This is a genomic window from Streptomyces coeruleoprunus, from assembly GCF_039542925.1.
Classification (GTDB): domain Bacteria; phylum Actinomycetota; class Actinomycetes; order Streptomycetales; family Streptomycetaceae; genus Streptomyces; species Streptomyces coeruleoprunus.
Genome location: NZ_BAABIT010000001.1, coordinates 1,369,293 through 1,387,282, shown reverse-complemented (window position 1 = coordinate 1,387,282; position 17,990 = coordinate 1,369,293). Strand labels below are relative to the sequence as shown.

The following is a 17,990-nucleotide window of genomic DNA, read 5'->3' as shown; positions in this document are numbered from 1 at the left end:
CGCCATGGACCTGACGATCCTCTACCGGGGCCCGCTCGCCTCCTGCGACTTCGACTGCCCCTACTGCCCCTTCGCGAAGCGGCGCGACACCCCCGAACAGCTGCGCGCCGACCGGGCCGCGCTCGAACGGTTCACGGGCTGGGCGAAGGACCAGTCGGGCGACCGGCTCTCCGTCCTGTTCACCCCGTGGGGCGAGGGCCTGGTCCGCTCCTGGTACCGGCGCGCCCTGGTCGAGCTGTCCCACCGGCCGCACGTCGAACGGGTCGCCATCCAGACCAACCTCAGCTGCCGCACCGACTGGCTCGCCGACGCCGACCCGGACACCGTCGCCCTCTGGTGCACCTACCACCCGGGCCAGACCCCGTACGACCGGTTCGTGGCCAAGACGCGGGACCTCGCGGACCGGGGCATCCGCTTCAGCGTCGGCGTCGTCGGCCTGCCCGAGCACCTGGAGCACGCCCGCCGCCTGCGCGCCGCGCTGCCCCCGCACGTCTACCTGTGGATCAACGCGGCCGAGGGCCACACCTACACCGACGCCGAGGCGGCCACCTGGACCGCGCTGGACCCGCTCTTCCCGTACAGCCGCCACCCGCACCGCTCGGCCGGACTGCCCTGCCGTACGGGCGCGTCCGTCGTCTCGGTGGACGGGGAGGGCACGGTCCGCCGCTGCCACTTCGTGCGGGCCGAACTGGGCAACCTCTACGACGGCTCGTACCGCGCCGCGCTCGCGCCCCGGCCGTGCCCGCTGGCCGTGTGCGACTGCCACATCGGCTACGTCCACCTGGAGACGCTGCCGCTGTACGACGTGTTCGCCGGCGGCGTCCTGGAACGCGTACCGGCCCCCGGCAGCCTCGGCTAGACCGCCGCCGCCAGCACCCGGCCGGCCGCGCGGGCCCCGTCGTAGCGCTCCAGCAGCAGCCGGGCCAGCTCGGGCGCCGGGCCGAGCACACCGGCCAGCACATCGGCCTCGGCGGCGCCCGCCGCGATCCGGTCCGGGAGCCGCCCGGGCGCGATCACGTACGGGGCGACCGCGACCCTGCGCACGCCCTCGGCTCGCAGGGCCCGCACCGCGTCCTCGGTGCGGGGAAGGGAAGCGGAGGCGAACGCGGGCCGCACGGCGCACCAACCGGCGCGCCGCAGCTCCCGCGCCGTTTCTGCGATCGCCGCGTTCGCCTCCGGGTCGGTGGACCCGGCGGATGCCAGGACGACGCCGGTGGAGCGCTTCATGCGCGCGACGGCGTGTCGCCACTGCGGGGTTCCGGGCACGGGTCCGGCCGGGCTTCCGGCCGGGGGTCCGGGGGGTGTCCCCCGGGTGAGCACAGCCGCCGCCGGGTCGGTGGACCCGGCGGATGCCAGGACGACGCCGGTGGAGGGCTTCATGCCGGGGGCCGGACCCGCCTCGTACAGCCGCCGTTCCAACGCCGACAGCAGCAGCGGGGACGGGCCCAAGACCTCGGCCTGACGGATGTTCAGCGTCGGCGGGGCCTGGCGCAGTACCGCCGGGATGTCCGCCTTCGCGTGGAACGCCCGGGTCAGCAGGAGCGGGAGGGCCACCACGTCCCGGACGCCCTCGGTCGCCAGCCGGTCCAGGACGGCCGGCACCGAGGGGACGTTGAAGTCCAGGAACGCCGTCTCCACGCGCAGCCCCGGGCGCATCACCGCCGCCCGCCGCACCAGGGCGTGGACGGTCGCGGCGTGCCGCGGGTCGCGGCTGCCGTGGGCGACGACGAGCAGGACGGGGCGCGCCGTCGGGGCGGCGGCGTGGGCCGTCGGGGCGGCCGGACGGGCCGTCGGGGCGGGGCGGCGGGTCGTCATGGAACGTTCAGCTCCTGCTCAGCAGACCGCGGCGGCGCAGCACCGACCGCTCCAGCGGGCTGAAGACCAGCAGGTCGATGGCGATGCCGACGATCAGGATCAGCAGGATCGCCAGGAAGATCCCCGGCATGTCGGAGTTGTTGCGGCCGTTCTCCAGCAACTGGCCGAGGCCGAGACCGAGATCCGGCGACGACGCGATGATCTCCGCGGCCATCAGCGACCGCCACGAGAACGCCCAGCCCTGCTTCAGGCCCGCCAGATAGCCCGGCAGCGCCGCCGGCATCACGATGTGCCACGCACCCCGCAGCCCGGTCGCGCCCAGCGTGCGGCCCGCCCGCAGGAACAGCGGCGGCACCTGGTCCACCCCGGCCACCAGGCCGTTGGCGATCGACGGCACCGCGCCCAGCAGGATCACCGCGAACATCATCGAGTCGTTCAGGCCCAGCCACAGCACCGCGGGCGGCACCCACGCCACCGACGGCAGCGACTGCAGACCCGACAGCACCGGCCCGATCGCGGCCCGCACGAACCGCACCCGCGCGACCAGCAGGCCCAGCGGCGTACCGATCGCGAGCGCCAGGGCGAAGCCCAGCAGCGCCCGGGACACGCTCGTCCACATCACGCCGAACAGGGTCCCCTGCAGCCACATGTGGGCCAGGCTGTCCCACACCGCAGACGGCGCGGGCAGCTTGTAGGCGTCGGTGACCTCGGCCCACACCAGGACCTGCCACACCACCAGCACCAGGAGCACCGCCACCACCGGCGGCAGGACCTTCTTGACCAGGACCTCGCGCACCGGCGTACGGCGCACCTCGACCGCGTCCAGCGCGTCCAGGCCCGCCTCCAGGCCGGCGAGGTCGTCGCCCTTGGCGGCGCCGTCCTTCGTGACGGCGGTTTCAGTGCTGGCCATGACGGCGGATCTCCCCACGCAGTTGTTCGGTGATCTCGAGGGACAGCTCCGCCACCTCGGCGTCCTCGATACGGCGCGGCTGCGGGATGTCCACGGTCCACTCGCGGGCGATCCGCCCGGGCCGGGACGACAGCAGCACCACGCGCTCGGCCAGCCGCACGGCCTCCCGCACGTTGTGCGTCACGAACAGCACCGACAGCCGCGTCTCGGCCCAGATCCGGGTCAGCTCGTCGTGCAGCACGTCCCGGGTGATGGCGTCCAGCGCCGCGAACGGCTCGTCCATCAGCAGCAGCCGGCTGTCCTGCGCCAGCGCCCGCGCCATGGCGACCCGCTGGCGCATACCGCCGGACAGCTCGTGCACCCGCTTGCGGTAGGCGCCGCCCAGCCGCACCAGCTCCAGCAGCCGCTCGGCCTCGTCGCGCCGCTCGTTCTTCGGCACGCCGCGCAGCCGCAGCGCCAGCTCGATGTTCTTGCCGGCCGTCAGCCACGGGAACAGCGCGTGCTCCTGGAACATCAGCGCCGGCCGCCCGTCGGTGGTGATCGAACCGCTGCTCGGCCGGTCCAGGCCCGCGACCAGGTTGAGCAGGGTGGACTTGCCGCAGCCGGAGGCACCCAGGAGGGTGACGAACTCGCCGGGAGCGACATCGAGGCTGATGTCGTCCAGGACGAGCTGCTGCCCGGTGGGCCCGGCGAAGGACTTCGAGACGTGCTCGATACGGGCGGCGTACTCGACCGCCGTACGGTCCTCGGCCGTCGGTGTCGTGAGCGTCGTGGCCATGGTCGTCACCTCCTGGGGTTCGGTCTCGTACGGGGTTATGCGGCGCCGAGGCCGGCGTCGTCGGCGGCGGGCCTGCCCGCTGCCTTCAGGACCTTGTTGAGCGGCCGCAGGTCGTAGATGCCGGTCAGGTCGGGCTTCTCCAGCAGACCGGCCTTCACGGCGTGGTCGGCCTGGGCGCGCAGCGTGGCGGCCAGCGGGTCGTCGGTGAACGCGATCGACGGCCAGGCCGGGTCGATCACCTTGGCGGGCAGGGCCTTGCCGGTGAGCTGCCGGAGCCTCTCGTTCGCCGAGGCCTTCGCCTTGCCGGGGTTGGCGTTGATCCACGCGTTGGTCTTCAGCGAGCCGCGCAGTACCGCCTCGACGACGTCGGGGTGATCCTTCAGGAACGTCTGCGACACGATGACGTTGGTGATGACGAACTTCTTGTCCGGCCACAGCGACGCCTCGTCGAGCAGCACCTTCGCCCCCTCGCTGACCAGCTTGGAGGCCGTCGGCTCGGGCACCCAGGCGCCGTCGACGGAGCCGGACTTGTAGGCGTCGGGGGCGATCTTGTTCTCGGTGCGGACCACCGAGACGTCGCCCTTGCCGCTCTCCGCGTCGACCTTCCAGCCCTGCCGCGCGATCCAGTTGAGGAACGCGACGTCCTGCGTGTTGCCGTGCTGCGGGGTCGCGATCCGCTTGCCCTTGACGTCCGCCAGGGTCTTGATCTTCTCGGGGTTCACGACGAGCTTCACACCGCCGGAGGCCGAACCGGCGATGATCCGCAGGTTCTTGCCGCCCGACTTGATGTAGCCGTTGATCGCCGGCGACGGGCCGATGAAGCCGATGTCGACCGAGCCCGCGTTGAGCGCCTCGATCTCCGAGGGGCCCGCGTTGAAGGTGGACACCTTCAGCTGCGTGCCGCCCAGCTCCTTCTGGAAGAAGCCCTCCTGGTCCCCGACGAGCGCCGTGGCGTGCGTCAGGTTGGGGAAGTAGCCCAGCCGGACCGAGTCCGCCGACAGCTTCTCGCCCTTGGCGACGGCCCGGCCGTCCCCCTTCGGTGCCTGGGAGCCGTAGCCGCACGAGGCCAGTGCCCCGATCAGCAGGGGCAGGGCGACGGCGGCGGCGAGCGCGCGGCGCAGCGGGTTGGTACGGGACGTGGCAGGCACGGAGGCGGTTCCTCTCATGGGCGCCCGGTGCCTGCGTCCCGTGGGTCAACGACGGGACGAGGCCGGGCGATCGGCGGGGGACGGTGGTCGTACGGGGTGGAGCGGGGCCGGGACGCGGCTCATCGGGCACATCGCGCGACCCCTCCGGTGCCCGCGCCGAGGACACCGCTGCCGACGCGGCCGCCCTCCTTCGCGAACGTGCCGAACACGTCGGCCATCAGAAGTCCCACCCGTCGTCGTCGGCCGTAGCGCCGGCACCGGCGGGCGCCTTGGCGGCCGTGGCGAACGAGTCGCCGGCCATCCCGGCCGCGAGCGTCGTCCCGTCCGCCGGGTCGATCAGCAGGAACGAACCGGTGCGGCGCGAGTCGGCGTACGAGTCGAGCGCGAGCGGCTCCGCCGTGCGGACCTTCACGATGCCGATGTCGTTGGCGACGAGCCGGCCCGGCTCCGGGTGCTGCGACAGGTCGTCCAGCGTCAGCCGCGACGGGATCTCCTTGACGATCGCCTTCACCGTGCGGGTCGTGTGCTTCAGCAGCACGCGCTGGCCGACGGTCAGCGGTGTGTCCGCGACGTGGCAGACCGTCGCCTCGACGTCCTGTGTGGTCGGGGGCGCGTCCTTGCTCGGTACGATCAGGTCGCCGCGCGAGATGTCGATGTCGTCCTCCAGCAGGACGGTCACCGACTGCGGCGTCCACGCGATGTCGACGGGCTCGCCCAGCAGGTCGATGCCCGAGATCCGGGACGTACGGCCCGACGGCAGGACCGTGACCTCCTCGCCCACCCGGAACGTACCGGCGGCGATCTGCCCGGCGTAGCCCCGGTAGTCGGGGTGCTCGGCGGTCTGCGGCCGGATCACGTACTGCACCGGCAGCCGCGCGTGGCAGGCCGTCAGGTCGTGGCTCGCCGGGACGGTCTCCAGGTGCTCCAGCACCGTCGGGCCGCCGTACCAGTCCATGTTCGCGGACGGCTCCACCACGTTGTCACCGGCCAGCGCCGAGATCGGGATCGCGGTGACCTCCGGCACGCCCAGCTCGGTCGCGTACGCCGTGAACTCCTCGGCGATCTTCGCGAAGACGCCCTCCTCGTAACCGACGAGGTCCATCTTGTTGACGGCGAGCACGACGTGCGGGACGCGCAGCAGCGCGGCGATCGCGGCGTGCCGGCGCGTCTGCTCGACGACGCCGTTGCGCGCGTCGACCAGGATTACGGTCAGCTCCGCCGTGGACGCGCCGGTGACCATGTTGCGGGTGTACTGCACATGGCCGGGCGTGTCGGCGAGGATGAACCGGCGCCGGGGCGTGGCGAAGTAGCGGTACGCCACGTCGATCGTGATGCCCTGCTCGCGCTCCGCCCGCAGACCGTCGGTGAGCAGCGCCAGGTCCGGCGCCTCCTGGCCGCGCGAGCGGGAGGCGTGCTCGACGGCCTCCAGCTGGTCGGCCAGCACGGACTTGGAGTCGTGCAGCAGCCGCCCCACGAGGGTGGACTTGCCGTCGTCGACGGACCCGGCGGTCGCGAAGCGCAGCAGGGTGGTGGCCGAGAGCTGCTCGGTCGTCGTGGACATCTCTAGAAGTACCCTTCGCGCTTGCGGTCTTCCATCGCCGCCTCGGACAGCTTGTCGTCGGCGCGGGTGGCGCCCCGCTCGGTGAGCCGGGACGCGGCGATCTCGGCGATCACGGCATCCAGCGTGGTGGCGTCGGAGTCGACCGCGCCCGTGCAGGACATGTCACCGACCGTGCGGTAGCGGATGAGCCGTCTGACGACCGGCTCGTGCTCCTTCGGGCCGCCCCACTCGCCGGCCGTCAGCCACATGCCGTTGCGGGAGAACACCTCCCGCTCGTGCGCGAAGTAGATCTCCGGCAGCTCGATGCCCTCACGGGCGATGTACTGCCACACGTCCAGCTCGGTCCAGTTGGACAGCGGGAAGACCCGGACGTGCTCGCCGGGCGCGTGCCGGCCGTTGTAGAGCTGCCACAGCTCGGGCCGCTGGCGGCGCGGGTCCCACTGCGAGAACTCGTCGCGCAGCGAGAACACCCGCTCCTTGGCGCGGGCCTTCTCCTCGTCGCGCCGACCGCCGCCGAACACGGCGTCGAAGCGGTGCTGCTGGATGGCCTCGGTGAGCGGCACGGTCTGCAGCGGGTTGCGGGTGCCGTCCGGGCGCTCCTTGAGCACACCCCGGTCGATGTAGTCCTGCACCGACGCGACGTGCAGCCGCAGCCCGTGCTGCGCCACGGTCCGGTCGCGGTACTCGATGACCTCCGGGAAGTTGTGCCCGGTGTCCACGTGCAGCAGCGAGAACGGGATCGCGGCGGGCGCGAACGCCTTCAGCGCCAGGTGCAGCATGACGATGGAGTCCTTGCCGCCGGAGAACAGGATCACCGGCCGCTCGAACTCGCCCGCCACCTCACGGAAGATGTGGACGGCCTCGGACTCCAGGGCGTCCAGGTGCGACAGCGCGAACGGGCTGTCCGTGTCTTCGTGGGTGGTGTCGACGGTGGTCGTCATGCCAGACCCCTCTCGGTGAGCAGCGCGTGCAGCGCCGCCGCGGACTCCTGCACGGTCTGGTTCTGCGACTCGATGCGCAGATCGGGCGTCTCCGGCTCCTCGTACGGGTCGTCGACGCCGGTCAGCCCGCTGATCTCGCCGGCCGCCTGCTTGGCGTACAGCCCCTTCACATCGCGTACGGAGCACACCTCGACCGGTGTGGCGACGTGCACCTCGACGTACGCGGTGCCCTCCTGCTGGTGGCGCTTGCGCACCGCCTCGCGGCTGTCCGCGTACGGGGCGATGACCGGCACGAGGACCTTCACGCCGTTGGACGCCAGCAGCTCGGCGACGAAGCCGATCCGCTGCACGTTGGTGTGCCGGTCCTCGCGGCTGAAGCCGAGGCCCGCGGAGAGGAACTCGCGGATCTCGTCGCCGTCGAGGACCTCGACCCGGTGGCCCTCCGCGCGCAGCCGGCCGGCCAGCTCGTAGGCGATGGTGGTCTTGCCGGCGCTCGGCAGACCGGTGAGCCAGATGGTGGCCCCGGTGGACCCGGCCGCAGTCACGTGCTTCTCCTGCTCGTCCTGAGAGGTCTGTTCGCTCTGATCGTTCTGATCGCTCTGAGGGATCGTTTCGTTCGTCATCCGTGCAGCCCGCACTCCGTCTTGGCGCGGCCGGCCCAGCGGCCGGCGCGCGCGTCCTCGCCCTCCAGCACGCGGCGCGTGCAGGGGGCGCAGCCGACGGAGGCGTAGCCGTCCATCAGCAGCGGGTTGGTGAGGACGCCGTGCTCGGTGACGTACGCGTCGACGTCGTCCTGCGTCCAGCGGGCGATCGGCGACACCTTGACCTTGCGGCGCCGGGCGTCCCAGCCGACGACGGGGGTGTTCGCCCGGGTCGGCGACTCGTCGCGGCGCAGCCCGGTCGCCCACGCGTCGTACGCGGTCAGGCCCTCCTCCAGGGGCTTCACCTTGCGCAGCGCGCAGCACAGGTCGGGGTCCCGGTCGTGCAGCTTCGGCCCGTACTCGGCGTCCTGCTCGGCCACCGTCTGCCGCGGCGTCAGCGTGATGACGTTGACGTCCATCACGGCCGCCACCGCGTCGCGGGTCCCGATGGTCTCGGGGAAGTGGTAGCCGGTGTCCAGGAACACCACGTCCACGCCGGGGAAGGCGCGCGAGGCGAGGTGCGCGACGACCGCGTCCTCCATGGAGGAGGTGACGCAGAACCGGCCGCCGAAGGTGTCGGTGGCCCACTTCAGGATGTCGAGCGCCGAGGCGTCCTCCAGCTCACGGCCGGCGCGCTCGGCGAGCGCCTTCAGATCCTCTTCCGTCTCCGTCACGGTCACGTCCGGTCCCCTCCGCTGTCGTGGCGCTGGAGCCCGCGGGCCAGCAGGCCCAGGAACTTCAGCTGGAAGGCTCGATTGCACGCCGCGCACTCCCACGCTCCGTGGCCCTGCTCGCTGGGACGCAGGTCCTCGTCGCCGCAGTACGGGCAGTAGAACGGCGCCGCTCGCTCGCTCATGACAGCGCCTCCTCGGACGCGCGGGCCGCCCAGGTGGCGAACCGCTCGCCCTCCTCGCGCTCCTCCTGGAAGCGCTTGAGGACCCGCTCGATGTAGTCGGGCAGCTCGGCCGAGGTGACCTTCAGGCCGCGGACCTTGCGGCCGAAGCCCGCCTCCAGGCCGAGCGCGCCGCCCAGGTGCACCTGGAAGCCCTCGACCTGCTCGCCGTTGTCGTCCAGGACCAGCTGGCCCTTGAGACCGATGTCCGCCACCTGGATACGGGCGCAGGCGTTGGGGCAGCCGTTGATGTTGATGGTGAGCGGCTGGTCGAAGTCCGGCAGGCGGCGCTCCAGCTCGTCGATGAGGGAGGAGCCGCGCGCCTTGGTCTCGACGATGGCCAGCTTGCAGAACTCGATGCCGGTGCAGGCCATGGTGCCGCGGCGGAACGGGGACGGCTTGACCCGCAGGTCCAGCGCCTCCAGGGCGGCGGTCAGCGACTCGACCTGGCCCTCCTCCACGTCCAGCACGATCATCTTCTGCTCGACGGTGGTGCGGACGCGGCCGGAGCCGTGCGCCTCCGCCACCTCGGCGATCTTGGTGAGCGTGGCGCCGTCGACGCGGCCGACGCGCGGGGCGAAGCCGACGTAGAACCGGCCGTCCTTCTGCCGGTGGACACCGACGTGGTCGCGCCACTGCTGCACGGGCTGGGCCGGGGCCGGGCCGTCGGTCAGCTTCCGCTTCAGGTACTCGTCCTCCAGCACCTGGCGGAACTTCTCGGCGCCCCAGTCGGCGACCAGGAACTTCAGCCGGGCGCGGGTGCGCAGGCGGCGGTAGCCGTAGTCGCGGAAGATCGAGATGACGCCCGTGTAGACGTCCGGCACCTCGTCCAGCGGCACCCAGGCGCCGAGGCGCACGCCGATCTTCGGGTTGGTGGACAGACCGCCGCCGACCCACAGGTCGAAGCCCGGCCCGTGCTCGGGGTGCTCGACGCCGACGAACGCGATGTCGTTGATCTCGTGCGCCACGTCGAGCAGCGGCGAGCCGGAGACCGCGGACTTGAACTTGCGGGGCAGGTTGGAGAAGTCCTTGTTGCCGATGATCCGGCGGTGGATCTCCTCCACGGCGGGGGTGCCGTCGATGATCTCGTCCTCGGCGATGCCGGCGACGGGCGAGCCGATGATCACGCGGGGCGTGTCACCGCAGGCCTCGGTGGTCGACAGGCCGACCTCCTCCAGCCGCCGCCAGATCTCCGGGACGTCCTCGATCCGGATCCAGTGGTACTGGACGTTCTGCCGGTCGGTGATGTCGGCGGTCCCGCGCGCGAACTCCTGCGAGATCTCACCGATGACCCTCAGCTGCCGGGTCGTGAGCTGCCCGCCGTCGATGCGGACGCGCAGCATGAAGTACTCGTCGTCCAGCTCCTCCGGCTCCAGCACGGCGGTCTTGCCGCCGTCGATCCCGGGCTTGCGCTGGGTGTACAGACCCCACCAGCGCATCCGGCCGCGCAGGTCGTTGGGGTCGATGGAGTCGAAACCCGCCTTGGAGTAGATCGTCTCAATGCGTGTCCGCACATTGAGACCGTCGTCGTCCTTCTTGAACTGCTCATTGCCGTTGAGGGGCGTGAAGTGGCCCCTGGCCCACTGGCCCTCGCCACGGTGGCGCCCCGGCTTGCGGCGGGGCGTGGCGGGTGCGGGCTTTTCGGGGGTGGCGGCCATGGCTATACGTCCTTCGGGACTGCAGGAGGGCGGCTCTGACCTGCGCAATGTCGCGCAGGGCGGGGTGCCTGCGCGACATTGCGCGGTGGGTTCAGAAGATCGGGGATCGCGGTGGTGCTGGTTCGCTCAGCTCACCGGACAGATGGCGCTGGACATGCGGCCGAGGTCGACGTGCCGCCGACTCACCAAGGCAATTCCAGCTCGAGACATGACGGAAGCGTGTCACGGGAGTTTGGACCCAGTCCACCTTTGTCCGGGATGTGGACAGAGGTGTCTCGAAGTCCGGACGAGTGTGGCCCGGGCCACATGACCCGAGCACGTCATACACCGCGACTTCGGCCGCCGGCTGCCACCGCGAGTGGGCCGCGGCTGCGGGGCGAGTGGGCCGCGGCCGCCGCGGCTGCCGCCGCTGCCGCGGCTCAGGCGAAGGCGCCGTCCCAAGGGCCCGGCGTGGGCCCGTCGGCCTCCTCGGTCACCTTGGTGTCGAAGAGCTTGAAGCCCCGCCGCAGATAGTTGTCCATCGCGTGCGGCCCGTCCAGGGAGCAGGTGTGCAGCCACACGCGCTTCGTCGGCGGCCGCTGCGGCCACCGCTCGGCCAGGTCCCACGCCCGCGCCGTCCCGTACGACAGCAGGTGCCCGCCGATCCGCCGGCCGCGGAACGCCGGGATCAGCCCGAAGTAGATGATCTCGACGACCCCGTCGTCCTGCGGGTCCAGCTCCACGTACCCGGCCGGCGTCCCCTTCTCGTACGCCACCCAGGTCTCCACCCCGGGCCGCTCCAGGATCTGCCGCCACTCCTCATAACCGAGGCCCAGCCGGTCCCGCCAGTGGATGTCCCCTCCGACGGCGGAGTACAGGAACCGGCTGAACTCGGGCGAGGGCACCTCGGCGCGCCGGATCTCCACGTCGCCGCCGGGCGCCGCGGCGGGCCGCAGATCCTGCGGGGAGAGCTGTTCGAGGGACCAGGTGGTGACGGTGATGCTCATGGGGGCCAGGGAAACACGAGGCGCCGGGCTCTGGCCAGTGGCGTCAGGCGCCCCCGGGGCGCGGGATGCGGGGGAGGGCGGCGCGGATGGCTTCGGCCGGGTCGGCGACGGGGATGCCGAGCTGGACGAGCCAGTGGCGGACGACCGCGATGGGCTCGCCCATCCTGCGGGCCAGTGTGATCAGGTGCGAGAAGTCCACGCCCTCCTCCGCCGACAGGAGGATGTCCTCCTCGCCCGTCTCCAGCAGCCACAGCGCACGTTCATACGTCAGCCCCTCGGGCACGTCGGGGCACGACGACGCGATGCCGTAGGCGGCCAGTCGGCCGACGATCTCCCGCGGCTGGATCAGCAGGCGACGGGCGGCGGCCAGGATATGGGCGAAGGGCATGGGCTCGTCCGTGTGGACGCCCGTCCAGTTGAGTGCGCCGTCCTCCACGAACAGCTCCTCGTCCAGATCGGCCGGCTCCGCGCAGTCGAGCGCGGGCACGCGGATGCCGTACGCGCGCAGCCGGGCAGCGACCGCGTGCAGCGGCCTCTCACATTCTGAGACGGCAATCAGTACGTGCAGGTACGGAACGGGCTCCCCGGCCCGCAGGGGCGCGTACTCCAGGCCCATGTCGTCGGAGTACTGCGCGAGGATTGCCAGGTCGTCCGGCTCCACCTCCGTCGGAAACGGGGACGGCGGGATGAAGCCGAGGACCTCGTACCAGTGCATGGCCTCCGCGATCGTCAGGCCGAGCAATTCGGAGGCACGGAGAACGTGCATCGCTGGGACAGGGACCGTAGGGGCCAGCCACCACGAGAACGGTGCCTCGGATTCCTCCTTCAAGAGGGACAGCACGTCGGGCGTCGGCACGGTGGGAAGCCCGGTCGCGTCGGCCGTCAGCCCGCAGGCCGTCAGACGCCCGCACAGGTCGGGCACCTCCAGGTCCAGCTCCAGGGCTGTCTGCACCAGCTGTCCGGGAGGGACGCCGGCCCCGGGAGCGAACCACGGGACGTCCGCCGAGGCGCGAAGATACGCCCTCAGCTCCTCGTCCCTCACCACCGCACGGGCCGTGTCCACCAGTGCTTCCGGCACGTCGACGCCACTGTCCGCGAGCACGGCGGCGGCCTCGTCCACCGTCTTCAGCGCCACCGGATCGGCCATGGTCACCAGCAGCGGAACGGATGGCCCACGGTGGTACCGCCGCTGCCGGCGGACGATGTCGGCGACGGTCCCCGCCGTGGGACCCCCTCGGTGCACAGGAGTGTCGGGAAAGAGCGCCGGCTCGAATTCGTGCAGCCCCAGCGTGGCGGCCCGCTCGGCCACCTCGCGCGGCGTCCGGCCGAGCGCTTCGGCCGCGTCGAACAGCTTGGTCACCCGGTCCGCGGGGCCGTACCAGTCCGCTCCCAGCCTCAGGGCGAGCAGGTTCTGGTCCGACGGCAGCGCGGGCAGCACCGGCCCGACGGCGTCCAGCTCCGGGGAGAACTCGGCGAGCTGGCGCAGCATCGGGTGGGGCCGGTGCGCCAGCAGCCGCCACAGCAGGACGTGGTCGGGGACGGGTACGGAGAACTCCCGCAGCAGGGGGTTCTCGCGCTCGAAGGTGTGCAGCAGCTGCGGGTGGACGAGGGAGATGTCCGCGGGCAGACAGCCCGTGTTCTCACTGCGGAAGGACCGCGCGGGCCTCCCGCTCCGGTAGGCGTACTCCTTGCCGGTGTCCCGCGTCAGCCCGTGCTTCCCCGCGACGCAGCGCTCCGTGACCATGTCGGCGAGCGGCGGGCTCCCATCCGCCACGGCGCACAGCCACGGGAAGTCCAGCAGCGGATGGGCCATCAGCGCGTCCAGCGCACCGGCGAGCAGGTCGCGCACCGTCCCGCGCAGGTCGTTCAGGACCTGTGAGCGGTCCGCCGACAGCCGCTCCGGCGAGAACGGCCCGGACAGGTTCACCACCGCGCCGACCAGGCCGGACGCCTTCGACGACAGCACCCCGCCGCGCACGGCCGGCTGCACCACCAGCCCGTCGACGAGCAGCCCGCCGCCGTGCTCGCACCAGATCACCTGCGCCCCGGCCGGGGCGCCGCGCCGGGCGGCGAGCGCGCCGTGGGCGTCGAGGCCGAACTGCTCGCCCTTGCCCTTCTCGCGGCCGCGCAGCACCCCCGGCTCCCACCGCGCGACCTCCTCCCCGTGCCGGGCCACCGTCGTGAACTCGGCGATGCCCAGCAGCCGGGCCAGCACCTCCGGGCAGGACCAGCCGTCCCGCGCGTCCCGCAGGTACAGCCGGACCGTCGTCCCCGCGTCCCGCCCCTCCCGCGCGCGTTCCACGATGCGGAACAGGTGTCCGGGGCCGAAGACCGACGCCTCCAGCAGCGGGCCGGGGCGCCCGTCGCGGCCCAGCCGGCACGTGGTCACCCGGATCTCGTCGGCCAGCATGAAGTAGCTGAGCACACCGATGCCGAAGCGGCTGTTCGGGTGGAACGGCACCGGCGGGTCCAGGCGGGCCCACTCCGCCTGCTCCTCGTGGAACTCCGGCTGCTCGGCGAAGCGGGCGCCCGCCCGCGAGAACACGCCCCGCAGCTCCGCCTCGCCCATACCGATGCCGTTGTCGCGGCACTCGACGTACGCCCGCCCCTCGTCGTCGACGCCCTGCTCGAAGACGATGGACCCGTCGTACGCGTAGGTCGCGGCCGGATGCGTACGGTCCAGGTACTCCGTCCTGGCCCGGCGGAAGCGGCAGGCGTCCAGCGCGTTCTGGTACAGCTCCCGGACCGCCAGGTCCGGGTCCTTGTACAGCTGGACGCCCATCAGCAGCTCGCGCACGCGGCGCTCGTCCAGCCGGAAGCTCGCCCAGCCCGTGAAGGCGCCCTCCGCGGGCGCGACCCCGTCGGCCGACAGCCGCACCGGCAGGCGCGGCATCGGCTGCGTGACCCGCTCCCGTACCGTACGGGTCACCGCGTGCAGCACCTCGTCCATACGGGCCGCGGCCGCCCGCAGCCCCTCCACGACCGCCTCGTGCGCGCACTCGGCGCGCAGCACCGGCAGGTCCGCCGGGCCGCCCCACGACGAGCCCTCCAGCGTCGCGCGCAGCGCGGCCGGGTCCACGGCGTGCGGGATGCCCAGGTGCTCCGCCACGATGTCCGGCAGCGTCGTCATGTCGGCCGTCAGGGCGTACGCCAGCGAGCACAGCAGCGCCAGCCGCCGGTCCCGCACCCGCTGGACGCCCACCAGCTCGTCCGCGGACAGCGCGTCCAGGAACTCCGGGTTGCACACGTCGGGGCCGCGCCGCAGGGCGTGCAGCAGCCGGCTCACCCGACGCGGGGTCAGCACCCGGCGCACCTCGGCGTGCGGCCCGCCCACCGCGTCCAGCAGCTCGCGCACGGTGTCCTCGTGCGCGTGGCGCTCGTGCCGCACCAGCCACCGGTGGAAGAGCCACCAGCCGATCGGCGCCTCCGCCTCGGGCCGCAGCGCCGCCCGCTGCACCAGCAGCCGGTGCCCGTCGGCGTACGCCTCGAACGACGCCCGCTCGGGCGCGTCCACCGACGCGGTCGGCCGCCACGGCTCGACGTCCACCAGGGCCGCCGCCACCCGTACGTCGTGCACCCGGGACAGGTACGGCACCAGCACGAACAGCGCCGCCTCCGCCGGGTACAGGTCGAGCCCCGGGCCGTCGCCCGGTTCGCCCAGCAGCCACTCCAGCCGCTCGGCGAAGCGCTCCGCGCTCCCCGGGTCCTGCCACGGGTCCGCGGCCAGCCGCCGCTCCGCCTCGTCGCGCAGCCGGGCCAGCGCACCCGCCGTCGCGGCGGCCGCCTCGCGGTGACGTTCGACGTCCCGGCAGGCCGCCACATGACGCCACACGGACGACGTACGGACCGCCGCCGCCCACGGGTCCTCGGCGGCCCGCGCGACGGGACCCGACCCGGGCTGATGGATCGTCACACTGCCGATGTGCTGCGCCTGTACGACGGCCCCCGCGACCGCCCCCTCGCCCACCACGTTGTGGGCGCCCCCATCCCGCATGCCGTCGTACCTCCCGCCCCTCAGCTTAGAAGCCGAACCACCCGCCCCCGCCCTATGGCCAAAAACCCACCGGTACGGCAAGATCACGCACCGCTCCGCCACGCCACCCCCCGCACCCCATCAGCAGGAGGATGTCCATGGCCCGCCGCATATCCCGCGGCCCGCTCGTGGTGGCCACCGCCACCGCGGCCCTCACCGCGTTCACCACGCTCACCGGCCCCGCCGCGGCCGACTCCGCGCCGCAGGCCCGGCTCTTCATGGTCAACCCCGTCCAGTCCACCGGCGACCAGGGCCTCACCGACGCCAAGGACGGCAAGGACGCGACCGACCCCGTGCCCGCCTCCGCCTACGCCACCGCCCCGCTGCGGAACCTCGACGGCAGCGGCGGCCTCTCCGGGCGCTGGGTCACCGTACGGTCCGACACCGGCGCCTCGGCCGCGGTCGCCGACGCCTCTGCGTACGGCCGCCACGACGACCAGTTCGAGCAGGTCATGGCGTACTTCTGGGTCAACGAGGCGCAGGAGTACCTCCAGGGGCTCGGCTTCGGCAGCGAGCTGCCGGGCGCCAACGACCGGGTCCAGCCCGTGCGGATCAACCAGTGGGGCGCCGACAACTCGTACTTCACCGACAAGAAGGCCGAGATCCGGTTCGGCAAGGGCGGCGTGGACGACGCCGAGGACGCCGAGGTGATCCTCCACGAGTACGGCCACGCCGTGCACCACGCCCAGGTGCCCGGCTTCGGCACCTCCGTCGAGGCGGGCGCCATCGGTGAGGCCTTCGGCGACTACCTCGCCGTCACCGTCGGCGAGCACGCCCTCGCGAAGTACGGCTGGCAGCGCCGCGCCGACCTCGCCTGCGTCGCCGACTGGGACGCCGTCTCGTACACGAGCGCCGCCCCGCACTGCCTGCGCCGCATCGACACCGACAAGACCTACGCCGACAAGGTCGGTCAGGTCCACGCGGACGGACAGATCTGGTCCCGCGCCCTGCACGACATCCGCGCCGCCCTCGGCGCGCGCACCGCCGACCGGATCGTCATCAACGCCCAGTTCGGCTTCGCGCCCGACACGAGCTTCACCGACGCCGCCCGCACGACCATCGCGACGGCCGAGAAGATGTACGGAAAGGCCGCGGCCGACACCGTACGGAAGGCCTTCCGGGACCGCCTGGTCCCCGGCGTCTGAGCCCCCGGCCGACCGCGGCCGTACGTCAGCCCGGGGCGCCCCCGCCCCGGGCCGACACCACCGCCGGAGCCGTCGAGTGCGGCAGCAGGTCGCGTGGGTCGGCCGGGCCCGTGACCTCGACCTCCACCTCGTCCCGGAACCGGTACGGCCGGTGCGCCAGCACGCCGCCCAGGGTCCGGCGCATCCGGGACATCTCCGCCCGGACCGTCACCGTCCGCGTACGGTCCCCGAACACGTCGCCCGCCAGCTGCGCCGCCGTCCGCCCGTCCCGCCGCACCGCCAGCACGTACAGCAGCTCCGCGTGGCGCGGGCTCAGCTCCCGCGTCCAGTCGCCCACCGGCCCCGACACCCGCACCGTCCAGTCGCGGGGCCGGCTCACGTCCAGCACCACCCGCGTCACCACACCCGCCTGCGGCTCGTCGTCCACCAGCCGCAGCAGCCAGCCGCCCGGCAGCGGCTCCACCACGCACAGGCCCAGCGTCGGCAGCCACACCCGGCCCGCCCCGAACGACCGGGGCAGCGCCAGCCGGTCCACCGGCGCGACGCCCGTCACGGCCGCCGTCCACCCGTGCGCGTCCACCGCCACCGCCCGGCCGCCCACCCGGCACAGCAGCGGCGCCGCCACCGCCCGCAGCCGGGCCAGCTCCGTCAGGTGCCGGGTGCGCAGCTCCGCCTCGGCGAGCCGCGCCACCGAACTCACCAGCAGCAGCGTCGCCGGATGCATCGTCGTCACCGGCCCGCTCACATCGACGACGCCGATCAGCCGGCCGTCCCGCGGATCCGTGATGGGCGCGCCCGCGCACGTCCACGGGTGGTGCGTCGCCACGAAGTGCTCCGCCGAGTGCACCTGCACCGGCCGCCGCGTCACCAGCGCCGTACCCACGCCGTTCGTCCCGACCGTCGACTCGCGCCAGTCCGCGCCCGGTTCGAAGCCGTGCCCGTCCGCCATCCGCAGCACCGACGGATGCCCCTCGCGCCACAGCACCCGGCCTTCGGCGTCCGCGACGACCATGATGTGCCGTACGGGGTCCGCGGCGGCGCCCGGCGACGGCATCAGCCCCTCGCGCAGCACCGGCATCAGCTCCGCGAGCGGCGACGCCCCGCGCCGCCGCTCCAGCTCGCCGGGGGACAGCAGCCCCGACCGGCGGTCCCTGTCCGGATCCACCCCCTCGCGCAGCATCCGCTGCCACGACTCACGGATGTCGGCCCGCGGCGCCAGCGGTGCTTTCCCGCCGCGCAGGGTGGCGTCCCGGACGTCCTTGAGCAACAGCGCCGCCTCGCGCGAGTCCATCGCGGCGAGCCGCGTCATGTCGACTGTGGCGTTCCGCACTGGGCCCTCCCCGCTCCCGCCCGCGTACGGTGACTGGTCTCTCGCCTCCCATCATCCCCCGAGTCCGCACCCGCCCGGTCAATTGCCGGACAGATATCGCCACCTCGCTGCAACCCCTTGCAACTCTCGCGAAGAGCTGCGCGCCTGTACGA

General features: G+C 72.9%; 16 protein-coding genes. 2 read left to right on the top strand and 14 right to left on the bottom strand.

Going from position 1 to position 17,990, the window contains the following annotated elements; all coding sequences use genetic code 11:
* Positions 1-4 precede the first annotated feature (4 nt).
* A complete protein-coding gene (locus tag ABEB09_RS06025; protein ID WP_345687832.1) occupies positions 5-859 on the top strand; it encodes an STM4011 family radical SAM protein in 855 nt (284 codons plus the stop codon).
* Here ABEB09_RS06025 and ABEB09_RS06020 read toward each other — a convergent pair.
* The 13 genes from ABEB09_RS06020 to ABEB09_RS05960 all read right to left on the bottom strand — a co-directional run bounded on the left by ABEB09_RS06020 (position 856) and on the right by ABEB09_RS05960 (position 15,324).
* The gene (locus ABEB09_RS06020; protein WP_345687830.1) at positions 856-1,815 is read right to left on the bottom strand and encodes a sirohydrochlorin chelatase; all 960 of its coding nucleotides are present in this window, start codon (positions 1,813-1,815) and stop codon (positions 856-858) included. The genes ABEB09_RS06025 and ABEB09_RS06020 overlap by 4 nt on opposite strands.
* Positions 1,816-1,822: 7 nt before the next feature.
* Positions 1,823-2,725 carry an ABC transporter permease gene (locus tag ABEB09_RS06015; RefSeq protein ID WP_345687828.1) on the bottom strand — a complete coding sequence of 301 codons (903 nt, stop codon included), beginning with the start codon at positions 2,723-2,725 and terminating at the stop codon, positions 1,823-1,825.
* Complete coding sequence (locus tag ABEB09_RS06010; RefSeq protein ID WP_345687826.1) at positions 2,712-3,503, bottom strand: ABC transporter ATP-binding protein; 792 nt, start codon at positions 3,501-3,503, stop codon at positions 2,712-2,714. The genes ABEB09_RS06015 and ABEB09_RS06010 overlap by 14 nt, the downstream gene beginning before the upstream one ends.
* 35 nt (positions 3,504-3,538) lie before the next feature.
* Positions 3,539-4,651, bottom strand: a complete 1,113-nt coding sequence (locus tag ABEB09_RS06005; protein WP_345687825.1) for an aliphatic sulfonate ABC transporter substrate-binding protein — start codon at positions 4,649-4,651, stop codon at positions 3,539-3,541.
* 217 nt (positions 4,652-4,868) lie between these two features.
* Complete coding sequence (locus tag ABEB09_RS06000) at positions 4,869-6,212, bottom strand: sulfate adenylyltransferase subunit 1 (RefSeq protein ID WP_345687823.1); 1,344 nt, start codon at positions 6,210-6,212, stop codon at positions 4,869-4,871.
* Between the two features lie 2 nt (positions 6,213-6,214).
* Positions 6,215-7,153 (bottom strand): sulfate adenylyltransferase subunit CysD, encoded by a 939-nt coding sequence (gene cysD / locus ABEB09_RS05995; protein WP_345687821.1) that lies wholly within the window; start codon positions 7,151-7,153, stop codon positions 6,215-6,217.
* Positions 7,150-7,776 carry an adenylyl-sulfate kinase gene (gene cysC, locus ABEB09_RS05990; RefSeq protein WP_345687819.1) on the bottom strand — a complete coding sequence of 209 codons (627 nt, stop codon included), beginning with the start codon at positions 7,774-7,776 and terminating at the stop codon, positions 7,150-7,152. Before cysC ends, cysD begins: the two co-directional genes overlap by 4 nt.
* The gene (locus tag ABEB09_RS05985) at positions 7,773-8,474 is read right to left on the bottom strand and encodes a phosphoadenylyl-sulfate reductase (RefSeq protein WP_345687817.1); all 702 of its coding nucleotides are present in this window, start codon (positions 8,472-8,474) and stop codon (positions 7,773-7,775) included. The genes cysC and ABEB09_RS05985 overlap by 4 nt, the downstream gene beginning before the upstream one ends.
* On the bottom strand, positions 8,471-8,650 hold the full coding sequence (locus ABEB09_RS05980) for a hypothetical protein (RefSeq protein WP_345687815.1): 180 nt from the start codon (positions 8,648-8,650) through the stop codon (positions 8,471-8,473). The genes ABEB09_RS05985 and ABEB09_RS05980 overlap by 4 nt, the downstream gene beginning before the upstream one ends.
* Positions 8,647-10,344, bottom strand: coding sequence for a nitrite/sulfite reductase (locus ABEB09_RS05975; protein ID WP_345687813.1), 1,698 nt, complete (start codon positions 10,342-10,344; stop codon positions 8,647-8,649). Before ABEB09_RS05975 ends, ABEB09_RS05980 begins: the two co-directional genes overlap by 4 nt.
* A gap of 126 nt (positions 10,345-10,470) precedes the next feature.
* Positions 10,471-10,554 (bottom strand): putative leader peptide, encoded by an 84-nt coding sequence (locus ABEB09_RS05970; protein ID WP_312846103.1) that lies wholly within the window; start codon positions 10,552-10,554, stop codon positions 10,471-10,473.
* 209 nt (positions 10,555-10,763) lie between these two features.
* A complete protein-coding gene (locus ABEB09_RS05965) occupies positions 10,764-11,330 on the bottom strand; it encodes a GNAT family N-acetyltransferase (RefSeq protein ID WP_345687811.1) in 567 nt (188 codons plus the stop codon).
* A 43-nt stretch (positions 11,331-11,373) separates the two neighbouring features.
* Complete coding sequence (locus ABEB09_RS05960) at positions 11,374-15,324, bottom strand: wHTH domain-containing protein (RefSeq protein WP_345687809.1); 3,951 nt, start codon at positions 15,322-15,324, stop codon at positions 11,374-11,376.
* Positions 15,325-15,461: 137 nt separating this feature from the next.
* On the opposite strand from ABEB09_RS05960, the gene ABEB09_RS05955 reads away from it, so the two are divergent.
* Complete coding sequence (locus ABEB09_RS05955) at positions 15,462-16,508, top strand: M4 family metallopeptidase (protein WP_345687808.1); 1,047 nt, start codon at positions 15,462-15,464, stop codon at positions 16,506-16,508.
* 25 nt (positions 16,509-16,533) lie between these two features.
* Here ABEB09_RS05955 and ABEB09_RS05950 read toward each other — a convergent pair whose 3' ends face one another.
* The gene (locus ABEB09_RS05950) at positions 16,534-17,838 is read right to left on the bottom strand and encodes a GAF domain-containing protein (protein ID WP_345687806.1); all 1,305 of its coding nucleotides are present in this window, start codon (positions 17,836-17,838) and stop codon (positions 16,534-16,536) included.
* Positions 17,839-17,990: the final 152 nt, after the last annotated feature.

What these genes read in the sequence shown, in the direction of transcription:
- ABEB09_RS06025 (WP_345687832.1), top strand. Translation starts at nt 5, where the DNA reads ATGGACCTGACGATCCTCTACCGGGGCCCGCTCGCCTCCTGCGACTTC.
- ABEB09_RS06020 (WP_345687830.1), bottom strand. Translation starts at nt 1,815, where the DNA reads ATGACGACCCGCCGCCCCGCCCCGACGGCCCGTCCGGCCGCCCCGACG.
- ABEB09_RS06015 (WP_345687828.1), bottom strand. Translation starts at nt 2,725, where the DNA reads ATGGCCAGCACTGAAACCGCCGTCACGAAGGACGGCGCCGCCAAGGGC.
- ABEB09_RS06010 (WP_345687826.1), bottom strand. Translation starts at nt 3,503, where the DNA reads ATGGCCACGACGCTCACGACACCGACGGCCGAGGACCGTACGGCGGTC.
- ABEB09_RS06000 (WP_345687823.1), bottom strand. Translation starts at nt 6,212, where the DNA reads ATGTCCACGACGACCGAGCAGCTCTCGGCCACCACCCTGCTGCGCTTC.
- cysD (WP_345687821.1), bottom strand. Translation starts at nt 7,153, where the DNA reads ATGACGACCACCGTCGACACCACCCACGAAGACACGGACAGCCCGTTC.
- cysC (WP_345687819.1), bottom strand. Translation starts at nt 7,776, where the DNA reads ATGACGAACGAAACGATCCCTCAGAGCGATCAGAACGATCAGAGCGAA.
- ABEB09_RS05980 (WP_345687815.1), bottom strand. Translation starts at nt 8,650, where the DNA reads ATGAGCGAGCGAGCGGCGCCGTTCTACTGCCCGTACTGCGGCGACGAG.
- ABEB09_RS05975 (WP_345687813.1), bottom strand. Translation starts at nt 10,344, where the DNA reads ATGGCCGCCACCCCCGAAAAGCCCGCACCCGCCACGCCCCGCCGCAAG.
- ABEB09_RS05970 (WP_312846103.1), bottom strand. Translation starts at nt 10,554, where the DNA reads ATGTCTCGAGCTGGAATTGCCTTGGTGAGTCGGCGGCACGTCGACCTC.
- ABEB09_RS05965 (WP_345687811.1), bottom strand. Translation starts at nt 11,330, where the DNA reads ATGAGCATCACCGTCACCACCTGGTCCCTCGAACAGCTCTCCCCGCAG.
- ABEB09_RS05960 (WP_345687809.1), bottom strand. Translation starts at nt 15,324, where the DNA reads ATGCGGGATGGGGGCGCCCACAACGTGGTGGGCGAGGGGGCGGTCGCG.
- ABEB09_RS05955 (WP_345687808.1), top strand. Translation starts at nt 15,462, where the DNA reads ATGGCCCGCCGCATATCCCGCGGCCCGCTCGTGGTGGCCACCGCCACC.